Source organism: Streptomyces sp. C10-9-1, assembly GCF_024497955.1.
GTDB lineage: Bacteria > Actinomycetota > Actinomycetes > Streptomycetales > Streptomycetaceae > Streptomyces > Streptomyces sanyensis.
The window spans coordinates 185159-207197 of record NZ_JANHKP010000004.1; the positions used below are offsets into that span (position 1 = coordinate 185159).

Sequence of the window (22039 nt, forward strand, 5' to 3'; positions counted from 1 at the left end):
GCGGCAGAGGACCGCGCCGGGGCGGACGGGCCCTCGATGGCGCGAAGTGTGGGATGCCCGTCGTTGACGCCATCCGGGGGCGGCTCGCAGGGTGGAGGGGTGGAACAGCGCCGCATCGTCTTCGTCGTCTTCGACGGCTTCCAGTCCCTCGACCTCTTCGGCCCCTACGAGGTCTTCCAGCACGCCGCGGGTCTCACGGGCGGGTACTCCTGCTCGATCGCGGCCCCGCTGCCGGGCCCGGTGCGGTCCGGCAGCGGCGTCCCCGTGCACGCCGCCCACGGCGTGGCCGACCTGGATCCCGCCGGGATCGACACGGTGGTCGTGGCCGGCGGCGGCGGTGTCGACCTGGCCCGCCTCGATCCGGAGCTGACGGACTGGATCGCCCGGGCGGGGGCCTGCGCACGGCGGGTCGCCTCGGTGTGCAGCGGCGTGTTCCTGCTGGCCGCCGCCGGACTGCTCCGGGGGCGCAGGGTGACCACCCACTGGGCACGCGAGGAGCAGCTCGCGCGGGAGTACCCCGACCTCGCCGTCGACTGCGATCCGATCTTCCTCCGGGACGGCCCGGTGTGGACGTCGGCCGGGGTGACGGCGGGGATGGACCTCGCCCTCGCCCTGGTCGAGGACGACCAGGGGCGGGAGGTGGCCCACGCGGTCGCGCAGGAACTGGTGATGTTCCTGCGCCGGCCGGGCAACCAGTCCCAGTTCAGCGTGGCGCTGTGGTCGGACCAGCCGGCCGGCGACCCGCTGCGCGCCGCGGTCGCCGCGATCCACGCCGATCCCGGTGCCCGGCACGGCATCGCGGACCTGGCGGCGCACGCCGGGCTCAGCCCCCGCCACCTCCAGCGCAGGTTCACGGCCGAACTCGGCACCCCGCCCGCGGCCTACGTCGAGACCGTGCGCGTGGAGGCCGCCAAACGGGCGCTCGCCGAGAGCGACCGCCCCGTCGAGACCATCGCCCGCCGGTACGGGTTCGGCACCACCGAGACGCTGCGCCGCGCGTTCCACCGGCGCCTGGGCGTCGCCCCGTCCGACTACCGCCGACGATTCCGATCCACCAGGGAGTACACATGACCGCATACGGCCTGCTGGTCTTCGACGGAGCCGAGGAACTCGACTTCGTCGGGCCGTGGGAGGTGTTCACCGCCTCCTCCATGCTGCGCGACCACGCCGACAGCGCGGTGCTCGTCGCCGAGCACCCCGGCCCCGTCCGCTGCAACAAGGGGATGCGGGTCCTGCCGGACCACACCTTCGGCGACCACCCCCCGCTGGACGTCCTGCTGGTCCCCGGGGGCAACGGGACCCGCCGCGAGGTGGCCAACACCCGGCTCACCGACTGGATCCGCAGCACCGCCGACCGCGCCGCCTGGACCACCGGCGTCTGCACCGGGGCGCTGCTGCTGCACGAGGCCGGCCCGGCCCGCGGCCGCCGGGTGGCGACCCACCACGGCTTCGAGGACGCCCTCCAGGACCGGGGCGAGGTCACCGTGGTGCGCGACGCCCGGTACGTGGTCGACGGCGACCTGGTCACCAGTCAGGGCGTCTCCGCGGGGATCGACATGGCCCTCTGGCTCGTCGGCCGGCTCCACGGCCGCGACCACGCGCGGGCCGTGCGCCGCTACATCCAGTACGAGCCCGCTCCGCCCTACCTGGCGGACGAGCCCGGCGCCGCCTGAGGCGGCGGCGCGCCGCGCAGCCCCCACGAGCGCGGCGCACACCCCCGCACCCGCGGGGAGCCGTGCCCCCGCCGCGAGGCCTCACCGCAGGGGGAAGGCCGCCTCCAGCAGGAAGCCCCCGCCGGGGTCCGGGCCCGCGGAGAGCGTGCCGCCCAGCTCGGCGGCGCGGGCGCGCAGCCCCGGCAGGCCCTGGCCGCCACCGGCCGGGGCCGCGGCGGTGGCCGCCCGGTGCGGCGGGCCGTTGCTGACGCGCAGCCGCAGCTCACCGGCCTCCCGGTGGACGTCCACCTCGGCGCGCGCGCCCGGCGCGTGGCGGCGGGCGTTGGTCAGCCCCTCCTGGACGACGCGGTAGGCCGCGCGCCCGACGGCGGGCGGGCAGTCACCGGTGTCGAGGCGGACCGCCGCGGCGCCCGCCGCCTCCAGCAGGCCCGGGAGCTCCGCGAGCCCCGGCCCCTCCCGGTGCACGGCCTCCCGGAGATCGACGGCGGCCCGGCGGCTGAGCGCGCCGAGCGCCTCCGCCCGGCGCCGGTGCTCGGCGGACTCGGCCCCCGCCGCCAGGTCGGCGCAGTGCAGGCTGATCAGGCTGAGGTGGTGGGCGGCGGTGTCGTGGACCTCGCGGGCCAGCCTCTCCCGCTCGCGCAGCGCCGCCTGCTCGGCGGCGCACCTCTGCTCGCGCTCGCGGGAGAGGGCGAGTTCGGCGAGGCGGGCGGCCAGCTCGCGGCGGGCCAGGGACAGCCGTCCCAGCGCGGCGGGGGCGACGGCGAGCAGCCCCGAGAGCAGCAGCCCCAGGGTGATGTCGGGCAGCGTCCAGGCGTAGTCGCCGACTCCCTGCCACGGCGCGAAGGACACCGCCGCCACGGCCGCGGCACCGGCGGCCGCCTCCCGGCGCGACCGGTCGGCGGCGACGGCGTGGAGGGCGGCCATCGCCGGGAGCCAGAGCACCCCGGTGGCCAGGGTCGGCAGGGCGAGCAGCAGCAGGACGCGGGGGAAGCACCTGCGCAGCGGCAGCAGCACCGCCACGGCCAGCGCGGCGGGCAGCAGGGCGCCGGGCAGGTAGGCGCGGGTGGCCAGCGCCTCGGCCACCGAAGCGGTCACCACGAGCGCCTCGGTGACGAGCGTCCGCAGGCGGTCGGGCCCCTCGGCGCGGCGCAGGGCGCTCCCGGCGCACCGCCGCACGGCGGCGGCCGCCCGCCGCGGCGCTCCGACCCGGCCGGGGGCCGCTTCCGGCACCGGGGGGACGGCCGGGCTCTCCCGGGGGAGGGTCCGTCCGCCCTCCGGCCGCGCGCCGCTCACCGGGGCCCGGCCCGGTGGGCGGCCGCGGCCAGGCCGACCCGGCTGTCGGCGCCGAGCTTCCGCTTGAGCGCGCCGATGTGGGTCTTCACCGTCGTCACCCCGACGCCCAGGTGGGTGGCGATGTCCGTGTTGGACAGTCCTGCCGCGATGAGCGTCAGGACCTCCTGCTCACGGGCCGTGAGCCCGTCCAGCCGCCCCCCGGCGGGCGGCGGCTCGGGGACCGGCAGCGGCCGGGTGACCGCGGCGGCGAGCGCCCGCGCGCTGCCGGGCGGGGTGCAGAACACCCCGCCCGCGGCGAGCAGCCGGACGGCGTCCCCGAACAGGCGCGGCTCCATGGTCTTCAGCAGGAAGCCCGAGGCGCCGAGCCGCAGCGCGGCGGCCACGTGGTCGGCGGTGTCCAGGGCGGTGAGCATCGCCACGGCGGGCGCCTGGGGCAGCGCCCGCAGCGCGGGCAGCACGTCCAGTCCGGGGGCCGCGGGCATGTCGACGTCGAGGAGGACGAGGTCCGGGCGGAGGGCGCGGGCCGCCGCGAGGGCCTCGGGTCCGTCGCAGGCCCCCGCGACGGACACGCCGTCGGCGGCGTCGAGGATCCGGCGCAGGGCGGTGCGTACGAGTTCCTCGTCGTCGACGACCAGCACACGCACCGGCCTGAAGTCGTAGAGCAAAGGTCGTCCTGAGGTGTGAGCGATGGTGCCGTCGCGGCTGCGAGCCTGGATGCAGATCCTAGGACGCCACGAGCGCCCGCCCGGATCGCCCGGGGCCCTCGACCAGGCCCCGGGACCGCGCTGCCCCGGACGCCGAGTCCGGCCACCGGGCCGATTCGTCGAAGGGAACGGACCAGTGAGCGCAGGACCGACGGCCGAGGAGGAACCGTCGGGCGGTGATCGTCCGCCCGACGCGGCCGCGGGGACCGCGCGGTGGGCACGTGCCCCCCGCGGCGAGCGCACCCTGTGGTTCGCCGCGGGGGCCGTGCTGATCGTCGGCGCCGTGGCCCTGCTGATCGGCGTCCGGCACCGGGCGGAGGACCTTGCCACGGGCATGCGCTACGCCCTCGGCCTCGGCCTGCGCGGCGCGGTGTTCCTGATGCTGCTGGGCGGTACGTACTGCGTCGTGCGCGGTAGATGGCGCGACTGACCGTCCGGCGGACGGCGGTCCGTCCGCGTGGCCTCCCCCATGGGCCGCGCGGACGGTCCGCCGCATCCGGGGCCCGGGGCGGCGCCGCGCGCGCCGCCCCGCCTCACGCGCCGGGGTCGAGCCCCGCGGGGAGGTCCAGGCCCGCGGCGTCCAGCAGGTAGGCGGTCATCGGGTCGTAGAAGCGCGGGTCGGTGACGTGGTCGTCCAGCGGCACGGTGACCTGGAGGCGGCCCTCGGCCTCGCCGATGAACAGGGCCGGGTCGTTGGAGTCCGCGTAGCCGACGGAGTCCAGACCGCGCTGGCCCGCACAGCCGGCCCAGCCGTGGTCGGCGACGACCAGGTCCGGCGGCGGGGTGCCCTGGCGCTCGAAGCCGTCGAGGATCGCGGCCATCGGCGCGGGCGAGTGGGTGTGCCACAGGGTGGCTCCGCGTTCCAGCACGGCGACGTCGGCGAACTGGACGACCATGGCCTCGTCGGCCGTGAGCCCGCCGGGGACGCGCAGGACCTCGCAGCCCGCGGCGCGCAGCGCGGCGGCGGTGTGCCGGTGGACGTCCAGCAGCCCACCGGGGTGCCCGGTCGCCAGCAGCACCCGCTCCCGCCCCGCCGCGGCCTTGCGCAGCCGGGCGGCCATGCGCTCCAGGGCGGAGACGGTCAGCTCCGGGTCGATGGTGTCCTGGCCCGCGCGGTGCCCGGGGTCGTCGACCACCCCGCAGCGCTCAGCCATCACGGCGAGCACGTCCTGCTCGTCGGTCCAGCGGTCGCCGAGTTCCAGACCGAGCCAGTAGTGCCGGTCTCCGTTGGCGAGCTTGCGGTAGTGGGAGAGGTTGTTGTCGCGGGGGGTGGCGACGTCACCGGCGATACGTGAGCGGACGAGGTGGTCGACGAGGGCGGCACGGCTGGGTATCGGCATGCGCCCATTGTGCCGCGCGGTGCGCGGAGCGTGCTGGCCGTACCGCCCGCCGGACACCGCGGCCCCGCCCGGGCCGCGCGGCGGGCGCGGGCCGGGTCGGGCGGGGGGTGCGGGACGGGTCGGTGCCGTCTTCGCCCTCGGGAGGTTCCTCGCCGCGCACCCCGCGTCCGGTCGGCGGGACGCGGGCGGGGACGGGGGCCGTGCCCCGGGGCGGGCACACGGCGACGGCCGTCGCCGCCGGTCCGCCCGCAGCGGGGCGGGCGGGGGCGGGTGCCGGCGGCCGGACACCGGGCCGGCCCCACCCCCGGGGTGAGCGGCGGCTGCCCGGCCCTCACCCCCCGTCGGCCGCCGCGAAGGCCCCCCGGGCCAGGCGCCGGAGCAGGCCGGCGGGGGCTCCGGAGGGCCCCAGGTGGGGCGTGGAGTTCAGCAGGCCGAAGACGGCGTGGACCGCTGAGCGGGCGTCGGCCTCGGAGAGCGAGGGGTAGACCTCGCGCACCGACTGCACCCACAGCTCCACGTACTGCCGCTGGAGCTGCCGCACCCGGCGCCGGTCGGCCTCCCGGAGGCGGTCGAGCTCGCGGTCGTGCAGGGTGATGAGCGGGCGGTCGTTGAGGGCGAAGTCGATGTGGCCGTCGATCAGCGCGGCGAGCAGCGCCTCGGGATCCCCGCCGGATTCCGCGACCCGGCGCCGCCCGCCGCTCAGGAGGCGTTCGCTGATGCCCACGAGCAGCTCCGCCAGCATGGCGTCCTTGCCGGGGAAGTGCCGGTACAGGCCGGGTCCGCTGATGCCGACCGCGGCGCCTATCTCGTCGACGCCCACGCCGTGGAAGCCGCGCTCGGCGAAGAGGCGGGCGGCCTCCTTGAGGATCTGCTCGCGGCGGGTCGGGGCCGACGTCCTGGTGCTCATGACCATTCATTCTAGACAGGGCGGGTTAGCGGTCGTTAACCTTGGCGCAACACGTTAACGCTCATTAACCGAGCAAGGGAGCTCGACCGATGCAGCAGGCACCAGTGCTGACGAGCGCCGCGGACCCGGCCTCCGAGGCGTGGCAGGCCAACGAGGCGGCCCACCGGGAGCTCGCCGACGGCCTGCGGTCCCGCCTCGCCGCGGCCCGGCTCGGCGGCGGCGAGAGGGCCCGTGCGCGCCACACCGCGCGCGGCAAGCTGCTGCCGCGCGACCGGGTGGACACCCTCCTCGACCCGGGGTCGCCCTTCCTGGAGCTGGCCCCCCTCGCGGCCGAGGGGATGTACGAGGGGCAGGCCCCGGCGGCGGGGGTGATCGCCGGGATCGGGCGGGTCAGCGGCCGCGAGTGCGTGGTGGTCGCCAACGACGCCACCGTCAAGGGCGGCACCTACTACCCGATGACGGTCAAGAAGCACCTGCGCGCACAGGAGGTGGCCCTGGAGAACCGCCTCCCCTGCGTGTACCTGGTGGACTCGGGCGGGGCCTTCCTGCCGATGCAGGACGAGGTCTTCCCCGACCGGGAGCACTTCGGGCGGATCTTCTACAACCAGGCCCGCATGTCCGGGGCGGGCATCCCCCAGATCGCCGCGGTCCTCGGCTCCTGCACCGCCGGCGGCGCCTATGTGCCCGCGATGAGCGACGAGGCCGTGATCGTGCGCAACCAGGGCACGATCTTCCTCGGCGGACCGCCGCTGGTGAAGGCGGCGACGGGCGAGGTGGTCACCGCGGAGGAACTGGGCGGCGGCGAGGTCCACTCCCGCGTCTCCGGTGTCACCGACCACCTGGCCGAGGACGACGCCCACGCGCTGCGGATCGTGCGCACCATCGTCTCCACGCTGCCCGCCCGCGGCGCGCTGCCGTGGACGGTGGAGCCCGCCGAGGAGCCCAAGGCCGATCCGGCGGGGCTCTACGGCGCGGTGCCGGTCGACTCCCGCACCCCCTACGACGTCCGCGAGGTCATCGCGCGGATCACGGACGGCTCCCGGTTCGCGGAGTTCAAGAGCGAGTTCGGGCAGACGCTGGTCACGGGCTTCGCCCGTATCCACGGGCACCCGGTGGGCATCGTCGCCAACAACGGCATCCTGTTCGCGGAGTCCGCCCAGAAGGGCGCGCACTTCATCGAGTTGTGCGACCAGCGCGGCATCCCCCTGCTGTTCCTCCAGAACATCTCCGGCTTCATGGTCGGACGGGACTACGAGGCCGGCGGCATCGCCAAGCACGGCGCCAAGATGGTCACCGCCGTGGCGTGCACCCGGGTGCCCAAGCTGACGGTGGTCGTCGGCGGCTCCTACGGCGCGGGCAACTACTCCATGTGCGGCCGGGCCTACTCCCCCCGCTTCCTGTGGATGTGGCCCAACGCCAAGATCTCGGTGATGGGCGGCGAGCAGGCCGCCTCGGTGCTGGCCACCGTCAAGCGGGACCAGATCGAGGGCCGGGGCGAGGAGTGGTCGGCCGACGACGAGGACTCCTTCAAGGCCCCGATCCGGGCCCAGTACGAGACCCAGGGGAACGCGTACTACGCCACCGCCCGGCTGTGGGACGACGGCGTGATCGACCCCATGGACACCCGGCAGGTGCTGGGCCTGGCCCTGACGGCCTGCGCCAACGCTCCGCTGCCCGAGCGGGACGGCGCCGGCTTCGGCGTCTTCCGGATGTGAGGGACCTTCCACCATGACGATGTTCGACACCGTGCTCGTGGCCAACCGGGGCGAGATCGCCGTCCGGGTCATCCGCACCCTGCGCTCCCTCGGCGTCCGCTCGGTCGCCGTCTTCAGCGACGCCGACGCCGGCGCCCGCCATGTCCGCGAGGCGGACACGGCCGTGCGCATCGGCCCGGCGCCGGCCGCCGAGAGCTACCTGTCCGCGGACCGCCTGCTGGACGCGGCGGCCCGCACCGGCGCCCAGGCGGTCCACCCCGGCTACGGCTTCCTCGCCGAGAACGCGGGCTTCGCCCGGGCCTGCACCGAAGCGGGCCTGGTCTTCATCGGGCCCCCCGCGTCGGCGATCTCGCTGATGGGCGACAAGATCCGCGCCAAGGAGACGGTACGCGCGGCGGGCGTGCCCGTCGTCCCCGGCTCCTCGGGGAGCGGACTGACCGACGAGCAGCTCGCCGAGGCCGCCCGCCGCATCGGCATGCCGGTGCTGCTGAAGCCCTCCGCGGGCGGCGGCGGCAAGGGCATGCGGCTCACCCGGGTCGAGTCGGCCCTGCGGGACGAGATCGCCGCGGCGCGGCGCGAGGCCCGCGCCTCCTTCGGCGACGACACCCTGCTGGTGGAGCGCTGGATCGACCGCCCCCGCCACATCGAGATCCAGGTCCTGGCCGACGGCCACGGGAACGTCGTGCACCTCGGGGAGCGCGAGTGCTCCCTCCAGCGCCGCCACCAGAAGATCATCGAGGAGGCCCCCTCGGTCCTGCTGGACGAGGCGACCCGGGCCGCGATGGGCGAGGCGGCCGTGCAGGCGGCCCGCTCCTGCGGCTACCGCGGCGCCGGGACGGTGGAGTTCATCGTCCCGGGCACCGACCCCTCGCAGTACTACTTCATGGAGATGAACACCCGCCTCCAGGTGGAGCACCCGGTGACGGAGCTGGTCACCGGCCTGGACCTGGTGGAGTGGCAGCTGCGGGTCGCGGCCGGGGAGCCGCTGTCCTTCGGCCAGGAGGACATCGCCCTCACCGGCCACGCGGTCGAGGCCCGGATCTGCGCCGAGGACCCCTCGCGGGGCTTCCTCCCCTCCGGTGGCACGGTGCTGCGGCTGCACGAGCCCCAGGGCGAGGGCGTGCGCACCGACTCGGGTCTCAGCGAGGGCGCCGAGGTCGGCAGCCTCTACGACCCGATGCTCTCCAAGGTCATCGCCTACGGCCCGGACCGTGCGACGGCGCTGCGCAGGCTGCGCGCCGCGCTCGCCGCGACGGTCACCCTCGGTGTGCCGACGAACGCCGGGTTCCTGCGCCGGCTGCTCGCCCACCCCGACGTGGTGAGCGGGGAGATGGACACCGGCTTGGTGGAGCGGGAGGTCGACTCGCTCGTCCCGGAGGGGGTCCCCGCCGAGGTGTACGAGGCGGCGGCGGCCGTGCGCGCCGAGGCGCTCGCCCCGCGGGGCGGTGGCTGGACGGACCCCTTCTCGGTGCCGAGCGGCTGGCGGATGGGCGGCACCCACGCCGCACCGGCCTTCCCGCTGCGGGTGCCGGGCCACGAGCCCGTCGTCCACGCACCGGCCCCCTCGGCCGCGCCGCGCGTCGCGCACGACGCGGTCACCGTCGAGCTGCACGGCGTCACCCACACCTTCCGGCGGGCGGGCGACTGGCTCGGGCGGGACGGCGACTCCTGGCACGTCGCGGACCACGACCCGGTCGCGGCCTCCCTGTCGGGTGCCGCGCACGCCGGTGCCGACACCCTGGCGGCCCCGATGCCGGGCACGGTCACGGTCGTCAAGGTCGCCGTGGGCGACACGGTGGCGGCCGGGCAGAGCCTGCTGGTGGTCGAGGCGATGAAGATGGAGCACGTCATCTCCGCGCCGCACGCCGGGACGGTCGCCGAACTCGACGTGAGCGCCGGTTCCACGGTCGCCATGGACCAGGTGCTGGCCGTGGTCGTCCCCGAGGAGCACGCCGAGGGCCCCGGGGACACCGCCGGGACGTCCACCCGGGAGGAGAAATGACGGCCCTTCCGATGACGGTCCGGGCCCCGGGACTCCCCGAGCGGGTCCGCATCCACGAGGTCGGCCCCCGCGACGGCCTCCAGAACGAGGCGTCAGTGGTGCCGACGGAGGTCAAGGCGGAGTTCGTCCACCGCCTGGCCGGCGCCGGCCTGGACACGGTCGAGGCCACGAGCTTCGTCCATCCCAAGTGGGTCCCCCAGCTGGCGGACGCCGAGAAGCTGTTCCCGATGCTCTCCGGGCTGCCGGGGGTCCGGCTGCCCGTGCTGGTGCCCAACGACCGCGGCCTGGACCGCGCCCTGGCACTCGGGGCGCGTGAGGTGGCCGTGTTCGCCAGCGCCACCGAGTCCTTCGCCCGGGCCAACCTCAACCGCACCGTCGACGCCTCGCTGGCCATGTTCGAGCCGGTCGCCATACGCGCCGTGGAGAACGGCCTTCGGGTACGCGGCTATGTGTCGATGTGCTTCGGCGACCCCTGGGAGGGCGCGGTGCCCGTCGGCCAGGTGGCCGAGGTGTGCCGCCGCCTGGTGGCGATGGGCTGCGACGAGCTCAGCCTCGGCGACACGATCGGCGTCGCCACCCCCGGCCATGTGGGCGCGCTGCTGGGCGCGCTGACGGAGGCGGGGATTCCGGCGTCGGCGATCGCCGTCCACTTCCACGACACCTACGGCCAGGCCCTGGCCAACACCCTGGCCGCGCTCCAGCACGGCGTCACCACGGTGGACGCCTCGGCGGGCGGCCTGGGCGGCTGCCCCTACGCCAAGAGCGCCACGGGCAATCTCGCCACCGAGGACCTCGTGTGGATGCTCGACGGCCTCGGCATCGAGACCGGGGTCGACCTCGGCCGCCTCATCGACACCAGCGTGTGGATGGCCGAGAAGCTGGGCCGGCCCAGCCCCTCCCGTACCGTCCGCGCCCTCTCCCACAAGGAGTGACACACGATGTCCCTGGACCACCGGCTCTCCGAAGAGCACGAGGAACTCCGCCGCACCGTCGAGGAGTTCGCGCACGACGTGATAGCTCCGAAGATCGGCGACTTCTACGAGCGCCACGAGTTCCCGTACGAGATCATCCGTGAGATGGGCCGCATGGGCCTGTTCGGCCTGCCGTTCCCCGAGGAGTACGGCGGCATGGGCGGCGACTACCTCGCGCTGGGCATCGTGCTGGAGGAGCTGGCGCGGGTCGACTCCTCGGTCGCCATCACGCTGGAGGCGGGCGTCTCGCTCGGCGCCATGCCGGTCTACCGCTTCGGCACCGAGGAGCAGAAGCGCGCGTGGCTGCCGAAGCTGTGCTCGGGCGAGATGCTCGGCGCCTTCGGCCTGACCGAGCCGGGCGCCGGCTCGGACGCGGGCGGCACCCGCACCACGGCCGTCCGGGACGGCGACACGTGGGTGATCAACGGCTCCAAGTGCTTCATCACCAACTCGGGCACCGACATCACCGGCCTGGTCACGGTCACGGCGGTGACGGGCCGCAAGGCGGACGGACGCCCCGAGATCTCCTCCATCATCGTGCCCGCCGGCACCCCCGGCTTCACGGTGGCCGCCCCCTACTCCAAGGTCGGGTGGAACGCCTCCGACACCCGCGAGCTGTCCTTCAGCGACGTCCGGGTCCCGGCGGCGAACCTGCTGGGCGAGGAGGGCCGCGGGTACGCCCAGTTCCTGCGCATCCTCGACGAGGGCCGGATCGCCATCTCGGCGCTGGCCACCGGCCTGGCGCAGGGCTGTGTGGACGAGTCGGTCAAGTACGCCCGCGAGCGGGAGGCGTTCGGCCGCCCGATCGGCGACAACCAGGCGGTGCAGTTCAAGATCGCCGACATGGAGATGCGGGCGCACATGGCGCGGGTCGGCTGGCGCGACGCCGCCTCCCGCCTGGTGCTGGGCGAGCCGTTCAAGAAGGAGGCCGCGCTGGCGAAGCTGTACTCCTCGACGGTGGCCGTGGACAACGCCCGCGAGGCCACCCAGATCCACGGCGGCTACGGGTTCATGAACGAGTACCCGGTGGCCCGGATGTGGCGGGACTCGAAGATCCTGGAGATCGGCGAGGGCACGAGCGAGGTGCAGCGGATGCTGATCGCACGGGAGTTGGGCCTGACCGCCTCCTAGAGCCGGGCGGCGGCCCGGGCCGCCGCCCCGCAGCCGATCCCGCCGGGCGGGCCCCGCGACCCGTCCGGCGGCGCGCGCCGTCCGTGCGCCCGCGCAGGGGCAGGGGCGGGCGCGGCCCGTGGTCAAGGTCACACGGCGGCGCGAGCCGGTCGCTCCGGGGCCCTATGGACAAGATCTGAGGTTAGGCTAACCTACCTTCGGACCTGGCCGGAGTGGCCGAATCGGCACGCACGAAAGCGGACTCATCATGCCCAACGCCCGAGCTTCCCACCTCACTCGCCGCGGTCTCCTCGCCGCCGGCGGCGCCCTCGGGCTCGGCGCCGCGCTCGCCGCCTGCGGCGGTGGAGACGACACCGAGAGCACGGGCAAGGGCGGGGAGAAGGCCGCCGAGGGCACCGGCGCCTGGTCCTTCAAGGACGACCGCGGCCGGACCGCCGAGCAGAAGTCCGTCCCGAAGAACATCGTCGCCTTCACCGGCACCGCCGCCGCGCTGTACGACTACGGCATCGAGGTCAAGGGCGTGTTCGGCCCGACCAAGACCCCCGAGGGCAAGCCCGACGTGCAGGCGGGCGACCTGAACGTGGACAAGCTGGAGATCCTCGGCAACGTCTGGGGCGAGTTCAACGTCGAGAAGTACGCGGCCCTCGCCCCCGAGCTCCTCGTCACCGACATGTGGACACAGGACTCCCTGTGGTACGTGCCGGACGAGTCCAAGGACAAGATCCTCGGCCTGGCCCCGAGCGTCGCCCTGTGGGCGGCCGGGACCACGATGCCCAAGGCGCTCGCGCGCCGCGCGGAGCTGGCCGAGTCGCTGGGCGCCGACCTGAAGGACAAGAAGATCGCGGACGCCAAGGCGCGCTTCGAGGCCGCCGCGGAGCGCCTGCGCCGGGCCGCCAAGTCCAAGCCCGAGATCACCGTGCTCATCGGCTCCGGCTCCCAGGACCTGTTCTACGTCTCCGTCCCGAAGATGAGCGCCGACACGCTCTACTTCCAGGAGCTGGGCCTGAAGTTCGTCGAGCCGAAGCCGAACGAGCAGGGCTTCTTCGAGGAGCTGAGCTGGGAGAACGTCGGCACCTACAAGGCCGACGTGATCATGCTCGACAACCGCACCGGCACCCTCCAGGACGCCGACCTGAAGAAGGGCAAGCCCACCTGGGCGGGGCTGCCCGCCGTCAAGGCCGGCCAGGTCGTCCCGCGGGTCACCGAGCCCGTCTACTCCTACGCCAAGTGCGCTCCGATCCTGGAGGACCTGGCCGAGGCCATCGAGAACGCCAGGAAGGTCTCCTGACGATGCCCCGGCAGGCCGAGCCGGCCCCGTTCCGCTTCTTCGACCTCCGGGTCGACCGGACGAGGCGGCTCGGCCCGTCCCTGGTCCGCGTCACCTTCCGCGGCGAGGAGCTGGCGCACTTCGCCGCCGGGGGGCGCGACCAGTCCCTGTCCCTGTTCCTCCCGCACCCCGGCCAGCAGGCCCCCGTGGTGCCCCGCGAGGCGGGCGACATGTACGCCGTGCTCGGCGCCTGGCGCGCACTGCCGGACGGCGAGCGGGCGGTGATGCGGTCCTACACGGTCCGGGAGCAGCGCCCCGAGGCGGGCGAGCTGGACATCGACTTCGCGGTGCACGAGGACGGCGGCCCCGCGTGCCGCTGGGCACTGTCCGCCGCCGCGGGCGACCGGGTCACCGTCCTCGGTCCGGGCGTCGCGGACAACACCGCGGTGCGCTTCCGCCCTCCCGAGGGCACCGACTGGGTGCTGCTGTGGGGCGACGAGACGGCCCTGCCCGCTGCCGCCGCGATCCTCCGGTGGCTGCCGGAGGGCCTGCGCGCCCGGGTGTGGCTGGAGGTGCCGCACGCCGGGGACCGCACGGAGCTTCCCACCGCGGCGGACGCCGAGGTCACCTGGCTGGTCCGCGACGGGCATGCGCCCGGCGCCGCGGAGGCGGTGGCCGCGGCCGAGTTCCCGCAGGGCGTGCCCTACGCGTGGATCGCCGGCGAGTCCGGGAGCGTGAAGCGGCTCCGGCGCCATCTGGTGGACGAGCGCCGCATCGACAAGGGGCGGGTGACCTTCGTCGGCTACTGGAAGCGCGGCGTCAGCGAGGACGGGCTGCGGCAGCGGCCCGCAGCGGACTGAACCCGCACGCACGCGCGCCCGCACGGTTCCCCGCTCGCGGAACACCCGGCCACCACCACCGAGTCGGCCCGCACCCGCACCCGCACCCGCACCCGCACCCGCACCCGCACCCGCACCCGCACCCGCACCCGCACCCGCACCCGCACCCGCACCGACGAACGAGGACGGCCGGGTGCGCGTTCCGGGCGCACGTGCCGTGTGAAGAACAGCACAACCCGACAACGAACCGCGGAATCAAGCCCGTTCAGAAAATAGGTTAGGCTAACCTAAGTCATCATCCCCGTGTCACGTTCCGCCCCGTCCTCCGTCCAGGAACGACCACCCCCCGCACCCGGAAGGGCCATGCATGCGCTCGCACCTGCTCAATGACATGACGGCCGAGCACTACCGCCGCTCCGTGGCCGACGGAGTCGAGCGGGTGGCGGCCAGACTCGCCGCGACCCGGCAGCCGTTCACGGGCGTGACCCCCGACGCCCTCGCACCCGTGGTCGACGCGGTCGACCTCGAACGGCCGCTCGGCGACACCGGTGCCGCGCTCGACGAGCTGGAGGAGCTGTACCTCCGCGACGCCGTCTACTTCCACTCCCCCCGATACCTGGCGCACCTCAACTGCCCGGTGGTCATCCCGGCCGTGGTCGGCGAGGCGATCCTCTCGGCCGTGAACTCCTCCCTGGACACCTGGGACCAGAGCGCCGGCGGCACCCTGATCGAGCGCAGGCTCGTCGACTGGACCGCGGGCCGGATCGGCCTCGGCCCCGCCGCGGACGGCGTGTTCACCTCCGGCGGCACCCAGTCCAACCTCCAGGCGCTCCTCCTCGCCCGGCAGGAGGCGTCGACGCAGGAGCTGTCGAGACTGCGCATCTTCACCTCCGAGTGCAGCCACTTCAGCGTCCAGAAGTCCGCCACCCTCCTCGGTCTCGGCCCCGACGCCGTGGTCTCCGTCCCCACCGACCGGGACAAGCGCATGCAGGCCGTCGCGCTGGAGGCCGAGTTGATGGGCTGTGTCAGCGAGGGCCTGGTGCCGATGGCCGTCGTCGCCACGGCTGGCACCACCGACTTCGGGTCCATCGACCCGCTCCCCGAGATCGCCGCCCTGGCCGCGCAGTACGGCGCCTGGATGCACGTCGACGCCGCCTACGGCTGCGGCCTGCTGGCCTCTCCCACCCGCCGCCACCTGCTCGACGGCATCGAGCGCGCCGACTCCGTCACCGTCGACTACCACAAGTCCTTCTTCCAGCCGGTGAGTTCCTCGGCCCTCCTGGTCCGCGACGCGGCCACGCTGCGCCATGCCACGTACCACGCCGACTACCTCAACCCCCGCCGCACGGTGGCGGAGAGGATCCCCAACCAGGTGGACAAGTCGCTCCAGACGACCCGGCGGTTCGACGCCCTCAAGCTCTGGATGACGCTGCGGGTGATGGGCGCCGACGGCGTGGGCCGGCTCTTCGACGAGGTGTGCGACCTCGCCGCCGCCGGCTGGGAGCTGCTCGACGCCGACCCGCGCTACGAGGTGGTCGTCCGCCCCCGGCTGTCCACCCTGGTCTACCGGTACGTCCCGGAGGCCGGGACCCGCCCCGAACTCGTCGACCAGGCCAACCTGCACGCCCGCAAGGCGCTCTTCGCCTCCGGCGAGGCCGTGGTCGCGGGCACCACCGTGGGCGGTCGCCAGTACCTGAAGTTCACCCTGCTGAACCCCGAGACGACCGTCGGCGACATCGCCGCCGTCCTCGACCTGATAGCCGGCCACGCCGAGCAGTTCCTTGGAGAGAACCTTGTCCACGCTTCCTGATGCCCGTCCCCCGCGTGCCCACGAGGCGTACGACTTCATCGGGATCGGCCTCGGCCCCTTCAACCTGGGTCTGGCCTGCCTCACCGAGCCCATCGACGAGCTGAACGGCCTGTTCCTGGAGTCCAAGCCGGACTTCGAGTGGCACTCCGGGATGTTCCTGGAGGGCGCCCACCTCCAGACGCCGTTCCTGTCCGACCTGGTGACGCTCGCCGACCCGACCTCTCCCTACTCCTTCCTCAACTACCTGAAGGAGAAGGGCCGACTGTACTCCTTCTACATCCGGGAGAACTTCTACCCGCTGCGGGTCGAGTACGACGACTACTGCCGCTGGGCCGCCGCCCGGCTGAGCAGCATCCGCTTCTCCACGACCGTCACCGCCGTCGAGTACGACGCGGAGGGCGAGGTCTACCTGGTGCGCACCGCGGACGAGACCTACGCGGCGCGCCGGATCGTCCTGGGCACCGGCACCCCGCCCCACCTGCCCGAGGCGTGCCGGGGCGTCGGCGGGGACCTGCTGCACAACTCGCGCTACATGGAGCACCGGGAGGCGCTCCGGCAGAAGCGCTCCATCACCGTGGTCGGCAGCGGCCAGAGCGCCGCCGAGATCTACCAGGACCTGCTCTCCGAGATCGACGTCCACGGCTACCGCCTCAACTGGGTCACCCGCTCCCCGCGCTTCTTCCCGCTGGAGTACACCAAGCTCACGCTGGAGATGACCTCCCCGGAGTACGTCGACTACTTCCACGCGCTGCCCGAGGACACCCGCTACGCCCTGGAGACCGCGCAGAAGGGCCTGTTCAAGGGGATCGACTCGGAGCTGATCGACGCGATCTTCGACCTGCTCTACCAGAAGAACCTCTCCGGGCCGGTGCCCACCCGCCTGCTGACCAACTCCTCCCTGGAGTCCGTCACCCACGAGGACGGCGTGTACACCCTCGGGCTGCGCCAGCAGGAGCAGGGCAAGGACTACACGATCGAGACCGAGGGCCTCGTCCTCGCCACCGGCTACCGCTACACCGCGCCGGGGTTCCTGGGGCCGGTCGCCGACCGCATCCGCCTCGACGGCCGCGGGCGCTTCGACGTGGCGCGCAACTACAGCATCGACACCGCGGGGCGGGAGATCTTCCTCCAGAACGCCGGTGTGCACACCCACTCGATCACCTCGCCCGACCTCGGCATGGGCCCGTACCGCAACGCCTGCATCATCCGCGAGCTGCTCGGCACCGCGTACTACCCCGTCGAGAAGACCATCGCCTTCCAGGAGTTCTCCGTATGAGCCCGCAGGCCGTCGGCCGCCTCACCGTGCGCCCGCTCGCCCCCCGGGCCGACGCGGAGGTGCTGCACCGCTGGGTGACCCACCCCAAGGCGGCGTACTGGATGATGCAGGACGCCCGCCCGGAGGACGTCGAGCGCGAGTACCTGCGCATCGCCGCCCACGAGCACCACCACGCCCTCCTCGGGCTCCACGACGGGGAGCCCGCGTTCCTGATGGAGCACTACGACCCCCGCCACGTCGAACTGGTCGGCCTCTACGAGCCGCAGCCGGGGGACGTGGGGATGCACTTCCTCGTCGCACCGTCGGACACCCCGATCCACGGCTTCACCCTGGCGGTGATCACGGCCGTGATGCGCGAGCTGTTCAGGGACCCGGCGGTCCGGCGGGTCGTCGTCGAACCCGACGTCGCCAACACGGCCGTCCACCGGCTCAACGAGGCGGTGGGCTTCGTGCCCGTCGGGAAGATCACCAAGCCGGAGAAGGAGGCCCTGCTCAGCTTCTGCACCCGGGAGCGGTTCGCACGGGCCACAGGAGGTGCCGCATGAACCCCGTCGCCCATCTGACCCCGGACCGCTGGGCCCTCGCCAACCGGCTGCTCGTCCGCAAGGCGCTGGCCGAGTTCGCGCACGAGCGCCTGCTGACCCCCGAGGCACTCGCCGAGGGCGGCTACCGGGTGTGCTCCGACGACGGCGCCACCGAGTACCGCTTCACCGCCGAGCGCTACGCCCTGGACCACTGGCGGATCGACCCCGGGTCGATCACCCGCCACCGCGACGGGGCCGTCCTCCCGCCGGACGCGCTGCAGTTCGTGATCGAGCTGCGCGGCGCCCTCGGACTGGGCGACGCGGTCCTGCCCGTGTACCTGGAGGAGATCTCCTCCACCCTGGCGGGCAGCGCCTACAAGGCGGCGGCGCCCGCCCTGAGCGCGGCCGAGCTCGCGGAGGCCGGCTTCCAGGCGGTCGAGACGGGGATGACCGAGGGCCACCCCTGCTTCGTCGCCAACAACGGCCGCCTCGGCTTCGACATCGAGGAGTACCACGCCTACGCTCCCGAGGCCGCCTCCGGCGTCCACCTGGTGTGGCTGGCCGCCTCGCGCGAGCGTGCCGCCTTCACCGCGGGCGCCGGCATCGAGTACGAGTCCTTCGTCCGCTCCGAGCTCGGGGACGCCGCCGTCGACGGCTTCGCCGCGACCCTCGCCACCCGGGGCCTGGACCTCGCGGACTACCTGCTGATCCCCGTGCACCCCTGGCAGTGGCGCAACAAGATCTCGGTCACCTTCGCGGCGGAGGTGGCGCAGCAGCGCCTGGTCTACCTGGGCACCGGTGCCGACACGTACCTGGCGCAGCAGTCCATCCGCACCTTCTTCAACACCAGTGCCCCCGCGAAGCACTACGTCAAGACGGCCATGTCGGTCCTCAACATGGGCTTCATGCGGGGCCTCTCGGCCGCCTACATGGAGGCCACCCCCGCCATCAACGACTGGCTGGCACGGCTGGTCGACGAGGACGACGTGCTGCGGAAGGCACGCTTCTCGATCATCCGGGAGCGGGCGGCGGTGGGCTACCGGCACCTGGAGTACGAGGCCGCCACCGACCGCTACTCGCCCTACCGCAAGATGCTCGCCGCACTGTGGCGCGAGAGCCCGGTGCCCTCCCTGGACGAGGGGCAGCGCCTGGCCACCATGGCCGCGCTGCTGCACACCGACCGCGAGGGCGCCTCCTACGCCGGCGCGCTGATCGCCCGCTCACCGCTCTCCCCGAAGGAGTGGCTGCGCCGCTACCTGGACGCCTACCTGGTGCCGGTGCTGCACACCTTCTACGCCTACGACCTGGTGTTCATGCCCCACGGCGAGAACGTGATCCTGGTCATCGGCGAGGACGGCGCCGTGGACCGCGCGATCTTCAAGGACATCGCCGAGGAGATCGTGGTGATGGACCCGGACGCGGTCCTGCCGCCGGCCGTGGAGCGCATCCGGGCCGACATCCCCGAGGAGGAGCGGATCCTGTCGGTCTTCACGGACGTCTTCGACTGCTTCTTCCGCTTCCTCGGGGCGGACCTCGCCGCCGAGGGCGTACTGGCGGAGGAGGAGTTCTGGGCCACGGTCGCCGAGTGCGTGCACGACTACCAGGACGCGATGCCGCAGTTCGCGGACCGGTTCGCGCGGTACGACCTCTTCGCCGGGGAGTTCGCGCTGTCCTGCCTCAACCGGCTCCAGCTGCGGAACAACCAGCAGATGGTGGACCTGGCCGACCCCTCGGCCGCCCTCCAGTTCGTCGGCACGCTGGCGAACCCGGTCGCGCGCTTCGCGCGCTGACCCCGGGGTGTCCGCGCCCGGCCGCAGGGCCGCGCGGACACCCCCTCGGCACGGCCGGCGCCCGGCGGGACACGGTCCCTGCCGCCGGGCGCCGGCGCACGCTCCGGGCCTGGTTGCCGCCGGGCCCGGTTGCGGTGGCCGCCCGGCCGGGTGACCGGCCCCGCCCTCCCTCCACTGAATCCGTTGAAATAGGGCATATCGCGGCATCAAGCCCGGGGAAACGCAGATTCCTGCCCGATATCGGGCAGGAATCTTGCATGGAGAGGCCCTGTCGCCCACTATCTACGGGTGCTCGAACACCGCCCGTCGTCCCACGACGACCTCGTCGACCATCTGGTGCGCACCACGGCGCTCCCTCGCGGCGAGGCCGCCCGCGTGGTCCTCGACGTGCTGGCGTACTTCGACGAGACGACGGAGGAGTTCGTCCGCCGCCGCCATCGCGAGATGCAGTCCGGCGGCGCGGTGAACACGGAGATCTTCGAGCGGATCGCGGCCGAGCTGCCGCACCGCGCCGTCGCGCCGCCGGAGCTCTCGCTCCGGCAGCTGCGCCGCATGGTCTACGGCTGACGGCGGGATCGTCCACCCGGGCACACACCGGAACTACGGAGGGCATCTCTTCATATGTGCGGAATCGTCGGTTACATCGGCAAGCGCGACGTGGCGCCGCTGCTGCTCGAAGGGCTGCAGCGGCTGGAGTACCGGGGCTACGACTCGGCGGGCGTGGTGATCAACAGCCCCAAGTCCGCGGCCCTGAAGATGGTCAAGGCCAAGGGGCGCGTCCGCGACCTGGAAGCCCGCGTCCCCAAGCGCTTCTCCGGGACCACCGGCATCGCCCACACCCGCTGGGCCACCCACGGCGCCCCCAGTGACGAGAACGCCCATCCGCACCTGTCCCCGGACAGCGAGGTCGCCGTCGTCCACAACGGCATCATCGACAACGCCTCCGAGCTGCGGGCCAAGCTGGAGGCGGACGGTGTCGTCTTCGCCTCGGAGACCGACACCGAGGTCCTCACCCACCTGATCGCGCGCTCCCAGGCGAAGACCCTGGAGGAGAAGGTGCGCGAGGCGCTGCGGCTGGTCGAGGGCACCTACGGCATCGCCGTGATGCACGCCGCGTTCGCGGACCGCATCGTCGTCGCCCGCAACGGCTCGCCGGTCGTCCTCGGCATCGGCGAGAAGGAGATGTTCGTCGCCTCCGACGTCGCCGCGCTCGTCGCCCACACCCGCCAGGTCGTCACCCTCGACGACGGCGAGATGGCCACCCTCAAGGCCGACGACTTCCGCACCTACACCACCGAGGGCTCGACCACCACGGCGACGCCCACCACCGTGGAGTGGGAGGCCGAGTCCTACGACATGGGCGGCCACGACACCTACATGCACAAGGAGATCTGCGAGCAGCCGGACGCGGTGGACCGCGTACTGCGCGGCCGGATCGACGACCGCTTCAGCACCGTGCACCTCGGCGGCCTCAACCTGGACGCCCGCGAGGCCCGCGGCATCCGCCGCGTCAAGATCCTCGGCTGCGGCACCTCCTACCACGCGGGCCTGATCGGCGCCGGGCTCATCGAGTCCCTGGCCCGCATCCCGGCCGACGCGGAGCCCGCCTCCGAGTTCCGCTACCGCAACCCGGTCGTGGACCCCGACACCCTCTACATCGCCGTCTCCCAGTCCGGCGAGACCTACGACGTGCTGGCGGCCGTCCAGGAGCTCAAGCGCAAGGGCGGCCGCGTCCTCGGCGTCGTCAACGTGGTCGGCTCGGCGATCGCCCGCGAGGCGGACGGGGGCACCTACGTGCACGCCGGCCCCGAGGTCTGCGTCGTCTCCACGAAGTGCTTCACCAACACCGTGGTGGCCTTCGCACTGATCGCCCTCCACCTCGGCCGCATCCGCGACCTCTCGGTGGCCGAGGGCAAGCGGATCATCGAGGGCCTGCGCAAGCTGCCCGCCCAGATCAGCGAGATCCTCGAGACCGAGGACGAGATCAAGAAGCTCGCCGCCCAGTACGCGGACGCCAAGTCGATGATGTTCATCGGGCGCGTGCGCGGCTACCCGGTGGCCCTGGAGGCCTCGCTCAAGCTCAAGGAGATCTCCTACATCCACGCCGAGGCGTACCCGGCCTCCGAGCTCAAGCACGGCCCGCTGGCCCTGATCGAGCCCGCGCTCCCGACCGTCGCGATCGTGCCGGACGACGAGCTGCTGGAGAAGAACCGCGCGGCCATGGAGGAGATCAAGGCCCGCTCCGGCCGGATACTGGCCGTCGCCCACCGGGAGCAGGAGAAGGCCGACCACACCATCGTGGTGCCGAAGAACGAGGACGAGCTGGACCCGATCCTCATGGGCATCCCGCTCCAGCTGCTGGCGTACCACACGGCGCTGGCCCTGGGCCGGGACATCGACAAGCCGCGCAACCTGGCGAAGTCCGTCACCGTCGAGTAGCCGCGCCCGGCCCGCCGCCCCGCCCAGCGGGCGGGGAAGGGCCGGTCCGGGGCACGGGAACGCCCTCCTGCGTGCAGGAGGGCGTTCCCCTTGCGCCCACCCGGTCCCGGAAGCGCAGGCCGTCGCTCGCGAAGGGCACTGCGGCCCCGTGGAGGCCGGCAACCGGCGGCAGCCCGGCGGGAGTCGGCCCACCGGGACCCCGTCCGCGGGCGGGGGCGGGTGCCGGGGCTGTGCGGGCTGCGGGCTGCGGGCTGCGGGCTGCGGGCTGCGGGCTGCGGGCTGCGGGCTGCGGGCTGCGGGCTGCGGGCTGCGGGCTGCGGGCTGCGGGCTGCGGGCTGCGGGCTGCGGGCTGCGGGAC

At 73.7% G+C, this 22039-nt stretch carries 19 protein-coding genes; 15 read left to right on the forward strand and 4 right to left on the reverse strand.

Annotation, left to right across the window (positions count from 1 at the left end; all coding sequences use genetic code 11):
* The first annotated feature begins 99 nt into the window (after positions 1 to 99).
* Together NPS70_RS07260 and NPS70_RS07265 are read left to right on the forward strand one after the other, a co-directional pair.
* Positions 100 to 1071, forward strand: a complete 972-nt coding sequence (locus tag NPS70_RS07260; RefSeq protein ID WP_256523225.1) for a GlxA family transcriptional regulator — start codon at positions 100 to 102, stop codon at positions 1069 to 1071.
* The gene (locus NPS70_RS07265; RefSeq protein WP_256523226.1) at positions 1068 to 1673 is read left to right on the forward strand and encodes a DJ-1/PfpI family protein; all 606 of its coding nucleotides are present in this window, start codon (positions 1068 to 1070) and stop codon (positions 1671 to 1673) included. The genes NPS70_RS07260 and NPS70_RS07265 overlap by 4 nt, the downstream gene beginning before the upstream one ends.
* Before the next feature lie 81 nt (positions 1674 to 1754).
* On the opposite strand, the gene NPS70_RS07270 is transcribed toward NPS70_RS07265, so the two are convergent.
* A complete protein-coding gene (locus NPS70_RS07270) occupies positions 1755 to 2903 on the reverse strand; it encodes a histidine kinase (protein WP_256523227.1) in 1149 nt (382 codons plus the stop codon).
* Positions 2904 to 2962: 59 nt separating this feature from the next.
* Positions 2963 to 3631 (reverse strand): response regulator transcription factor, encoded by a 669-nt coding sequence (locus NPS70_RS07275; RefSeq protein WP_256523228.1) that lies wholly within the window; start codon positions 3629 to 3631, stop codon positions 2963 to 2965.
* 175 nt (positions 3632 to 3806) lie between these two features.
* Between NPS70_RS07275 and NPS70_RS07280 the strand changes: the two genes are divergently transcribed.
* Positions 3807 to 4100 (forward strand): hypothetical protein, encoded by a 294-nt coding sequence (locus NPS70_RS07280; RefSeq protein ID WP_256523229.1) that lies wholly within the window; start codon positions 3807 to 3809, stop codon positions 4098 to 4100.
* 103 nt (positions 4101 to 4203) lie between these two features.
* Here NPS70_RS07280 and NPS70_RS07285 read toward each other — a convergent pair whose 3' ends face one another.
* Entirely contained in the window at positions 4204 to 5010 is an 807-nt protein-coding gene (locus tag NPS70_RS07285; RefSeq protein WP_256523230.1) for a phosphatase, read from the reverse strand.
* A gap of 331 nt (positions 5011 to 5341) precedes the next feature.
* Positions 5342 to 5917, reverse strand: coding sequence for a TetR/AcrR family transcriptional regulator (locus NPS70_RS07290; protein ID WP_256523231.1), 576 nt, complete (start codon positions 5915 to 5917; stop codon positions 5342 to 5344).
* 89 nt (positions 5918 to 6006) lie between these two features.
* Between NPS70_RS07290 and NPS70_RS07295 the strand changes: the two genes are divergently transcribed.
* The 12 genes from NPS70_RS07295 to glmS all read left to right on the forward strand — a co-directional run bounded on the left by NPS70_RS07295 (position 6007) and on the right by glmS (position 21681).
* Positions 6007 to 7632, forward strand: a complete 1626-nt coding sequence (locus NPS70_RS07295; RefSeq protein WP_256523232.1) for a carboxyl transferase domain-containing protein — start codon at positions 6007 to 6009, stop codon at positions 7630 to 7632.
* A 19-nt stretch (positions 7633 to 7651) separates the two neighbouring features.
* Complete coding sequence (locus tag NPS70_RS07300) at positions 7652 to 9634, forward strand: acetyl-CoA carboxylase biotin carboxylase subunit (protein WP_256523400.1); 1983 nt, start codon at positions 7652 to 7654, stop codon at positions 9632 to 9634.
* On the forward strand, positions 9631 to 10566 hold the full coding sequence (locus NPS70_RS07305) for a hydroxymethylglutaryl-CoA lyase (protein WP_256523233.1): 936 nt from the start codon (positions 9631 to 9633) through the stop codon (positions 10564 to 10566). The genes NPS70_RS07300 and NPS70_RS07305 overlap by 4 nt, the downstream gene beginning before the upstream one ends.
* Positions 10567 to 10572: 6 nt before the next feature.
* The gene (locus tag NPS70_RS07310) at positions 10573 to 11736 is read left to right on the forward strand and encodes an acyl-CoA dehydrogenase family protein (RefSeq protein WP_256523234.1); all 1164 of its coding nucleotides are present in this window, start codon (positions 10573 to 10575) and stop codon (positions 11734 to 11736) included.
* 247 nt (positions 11737 to 11983) lie between these two features.
* Positions 11984 to 13024, forward strand: a complete 1041-nt coding sequence (locus NPS70_RS07315) for an ABC transporter substrate-binding protein (protein ID WP_256523235.1) — start codon at positions 11984 to 11986, stop codon at positions 13022 to 13024.
* A 2-nt stretch (positions 13025 to 13026) separates the two neighbouring features.
* Positions 13027 to 13863 (forward strand): siderophore-interacting protein, encoded by an 837-nt coding sequence (locus tag NPS70_RS07320; RefSeq protein ID WP_256523236.1) that lies wholly within the window; start codon positions 13027 to 13029, stop codon positions 13861 to 13863.
* A gap of 346 nt (positions 13864 to 14209) precedes the next feature.
* Positions 14210 to 15652: an aspartate aminotransferase family protein gene (locus tag NPS70_RS07325; RefSeq protein WP_256523237.1), complete on the forward strand. Its 1443-nt coding sequence runs from the start codon at positions 14210 to 14212 to the stop codon at positions 15650 to 15652.
* Positions 15636 to 16928, forward strand: a complete 1293-nt coding sequence (locus tag NPS70_RS07330) for a lysine N(6)-hydroxylase/L-ornithine N(5)-oxygenase family protein (protein WP_256523238.1) — start codon at positions 15636 to 15638, stop codon at positions 16926 to 16928. Before NPS70_RS07325 ends, NPS70_RS07330 begins: the two co-directional genes overlap by 17 nt.
* Positions 16925 to 17473 (forward strand): GNAT family N-acetyltransferase, encoded by a 549-nt coding sequence (locus tag NPS70_RS07335; protein ID WP_256523239.1) that lies wholly within the window; start codon positions 16925 to 16927, stop codon positions 17471 to 17473. Before NPS70_RS07330 ends, NPS70_RS07335 begins: the two co-directional genes overlap by 4 nt.
* Entirely contained in the window at positions 17470 to 19242 is a 1773-nt protein-coding gene (locus tag NPS70_RS07340; RefSeq protein WP_256523240.1) for an IucA/IucC family siderophore biosynthesis protein, read from the forward strand. Before NPS70_RS07335 ends, NPS70_RS07340 begins: the two co-directional genes overlap by 4 nt.
* Before the next feature lie 288 nt (positions 19243 to 19530).
* On the forward strand, positions 19531 to 19809 hold the full coding sequence (locus NPS70_RS07345; RefSeq protein ID WP_256523241.1) for a hypothetical protein: 279 nt from the start codon (positions 19531 to 19533) through the stop codon (positions 19807 to 19809).
* 54 nt (positions 19810 to 19863) lie between these two features.
* Positions 19864 to 21681 (forward strand): glutamine--fructose-6-phosphate transaminase (isomerizing), encoded by a 1818-nt coding sequence (gene glmS, locus NPS70_RS07350; protein ID WP_256523242.1) that lies wholly within the window; start codon positions 19864 to 19866, stop codon positions 21679 to 21681.
* Positions 21682 to 22039 lie beyond the last annotated feature (358 nt).

Bases quoted from the DNA above. Each gene is read 5' to 3' on its own strand.
- NPS70_RS07265 (WP_256523226.1), top strand. From the start codon at position 1,068: ATGACCGCATACGGCCTGCTGGTCTTCGACGGAGCCGAGGAACTCGAC.
- NPS70_RS07285 (WP_256523230.1), bottom strand. From the start codon at position 5,010: ATGCCGATACCCAGCCGTGCCGCCCTCGTCGACCACCTCGTCCGCTCA.
- NPS70_RS07290 (WP_256523231.1), bottom strand. From the start codon at position 5,917: ATGAGCACCAGGACGTCGGCCCCGACCCGCCGCGAGCAGATCCTCAAG.
- NPS70_RS07295 (WP_256523232.1), top strand. From the start codon at position 6,007: ATGCAGCAGGCACCAGTGCTGACGAGCGCCGCGGACCCGGCCTCCGAG.
- NPS70_RS07300 (WP_256523400.1), top strand. From the start codon at position 7,652: ATGTTCGACACCGTGCTCGTGGCCAACCGGGGCGAGATCGCCGTCCGG.
- NPS70_RS07305 (WP_256523233.1), top strand. From the start codon at position 9,631: ATGACGGCCCTTCCGATGACGGTCCGGGCCCCGGGACTCCCCGAGCGG.
- NPS70_RS07310 (WP_256523234.1), top strand. From the start codon at position 10,573: ATGTCCCTGGACCACCGGCTCTCCGAAGAGCACGAGGAACTCCGCCGC.
- NPS70_RS07315 (WP_256523235.1), top strand. From the start codon at position 11,984: ATGCCCAACGCCCGAGCTTCCCACCTCACTCGCCGCGGTCTCCTCGCC.
- NPS70_RS07320 (WP_256523236.1), top strand. From the start codon at position 13,027: ATGCCCCGGCAGGCCGAGCCGGCCCCGTTCCGCTTCTTCGACCTCCGG.
- NPS70_RS07325 (WP_256523237.1), top strand. From the start codon at position 14,210: ATGCGCTCGCACCTGCTCAATGACATGACGGCCGAGCACTACCGCCGC.
- NPS70_RS07335 (WP_256523239.1), top strand. From the start codon at position 16,925: ATGAGCCCGCAGGCCGTCGGCCGCCTCACCGTGCGCCCGCTCGCCCCC.
- NPS70_RS07340 (WP_256523240.1), top strand. From the start codon at position 17,470: ATGAACCCCGTCGCCCATCTGACCCCGGACCGCTGGGCCCTCGCCAAC.
- glmS (WP_256523242.1), top strand. From the start codon at position 19,864: ATGTGCGGAATCGTCGGTTACATCGGCAAGCGCGACGTGGCGCCGCTG.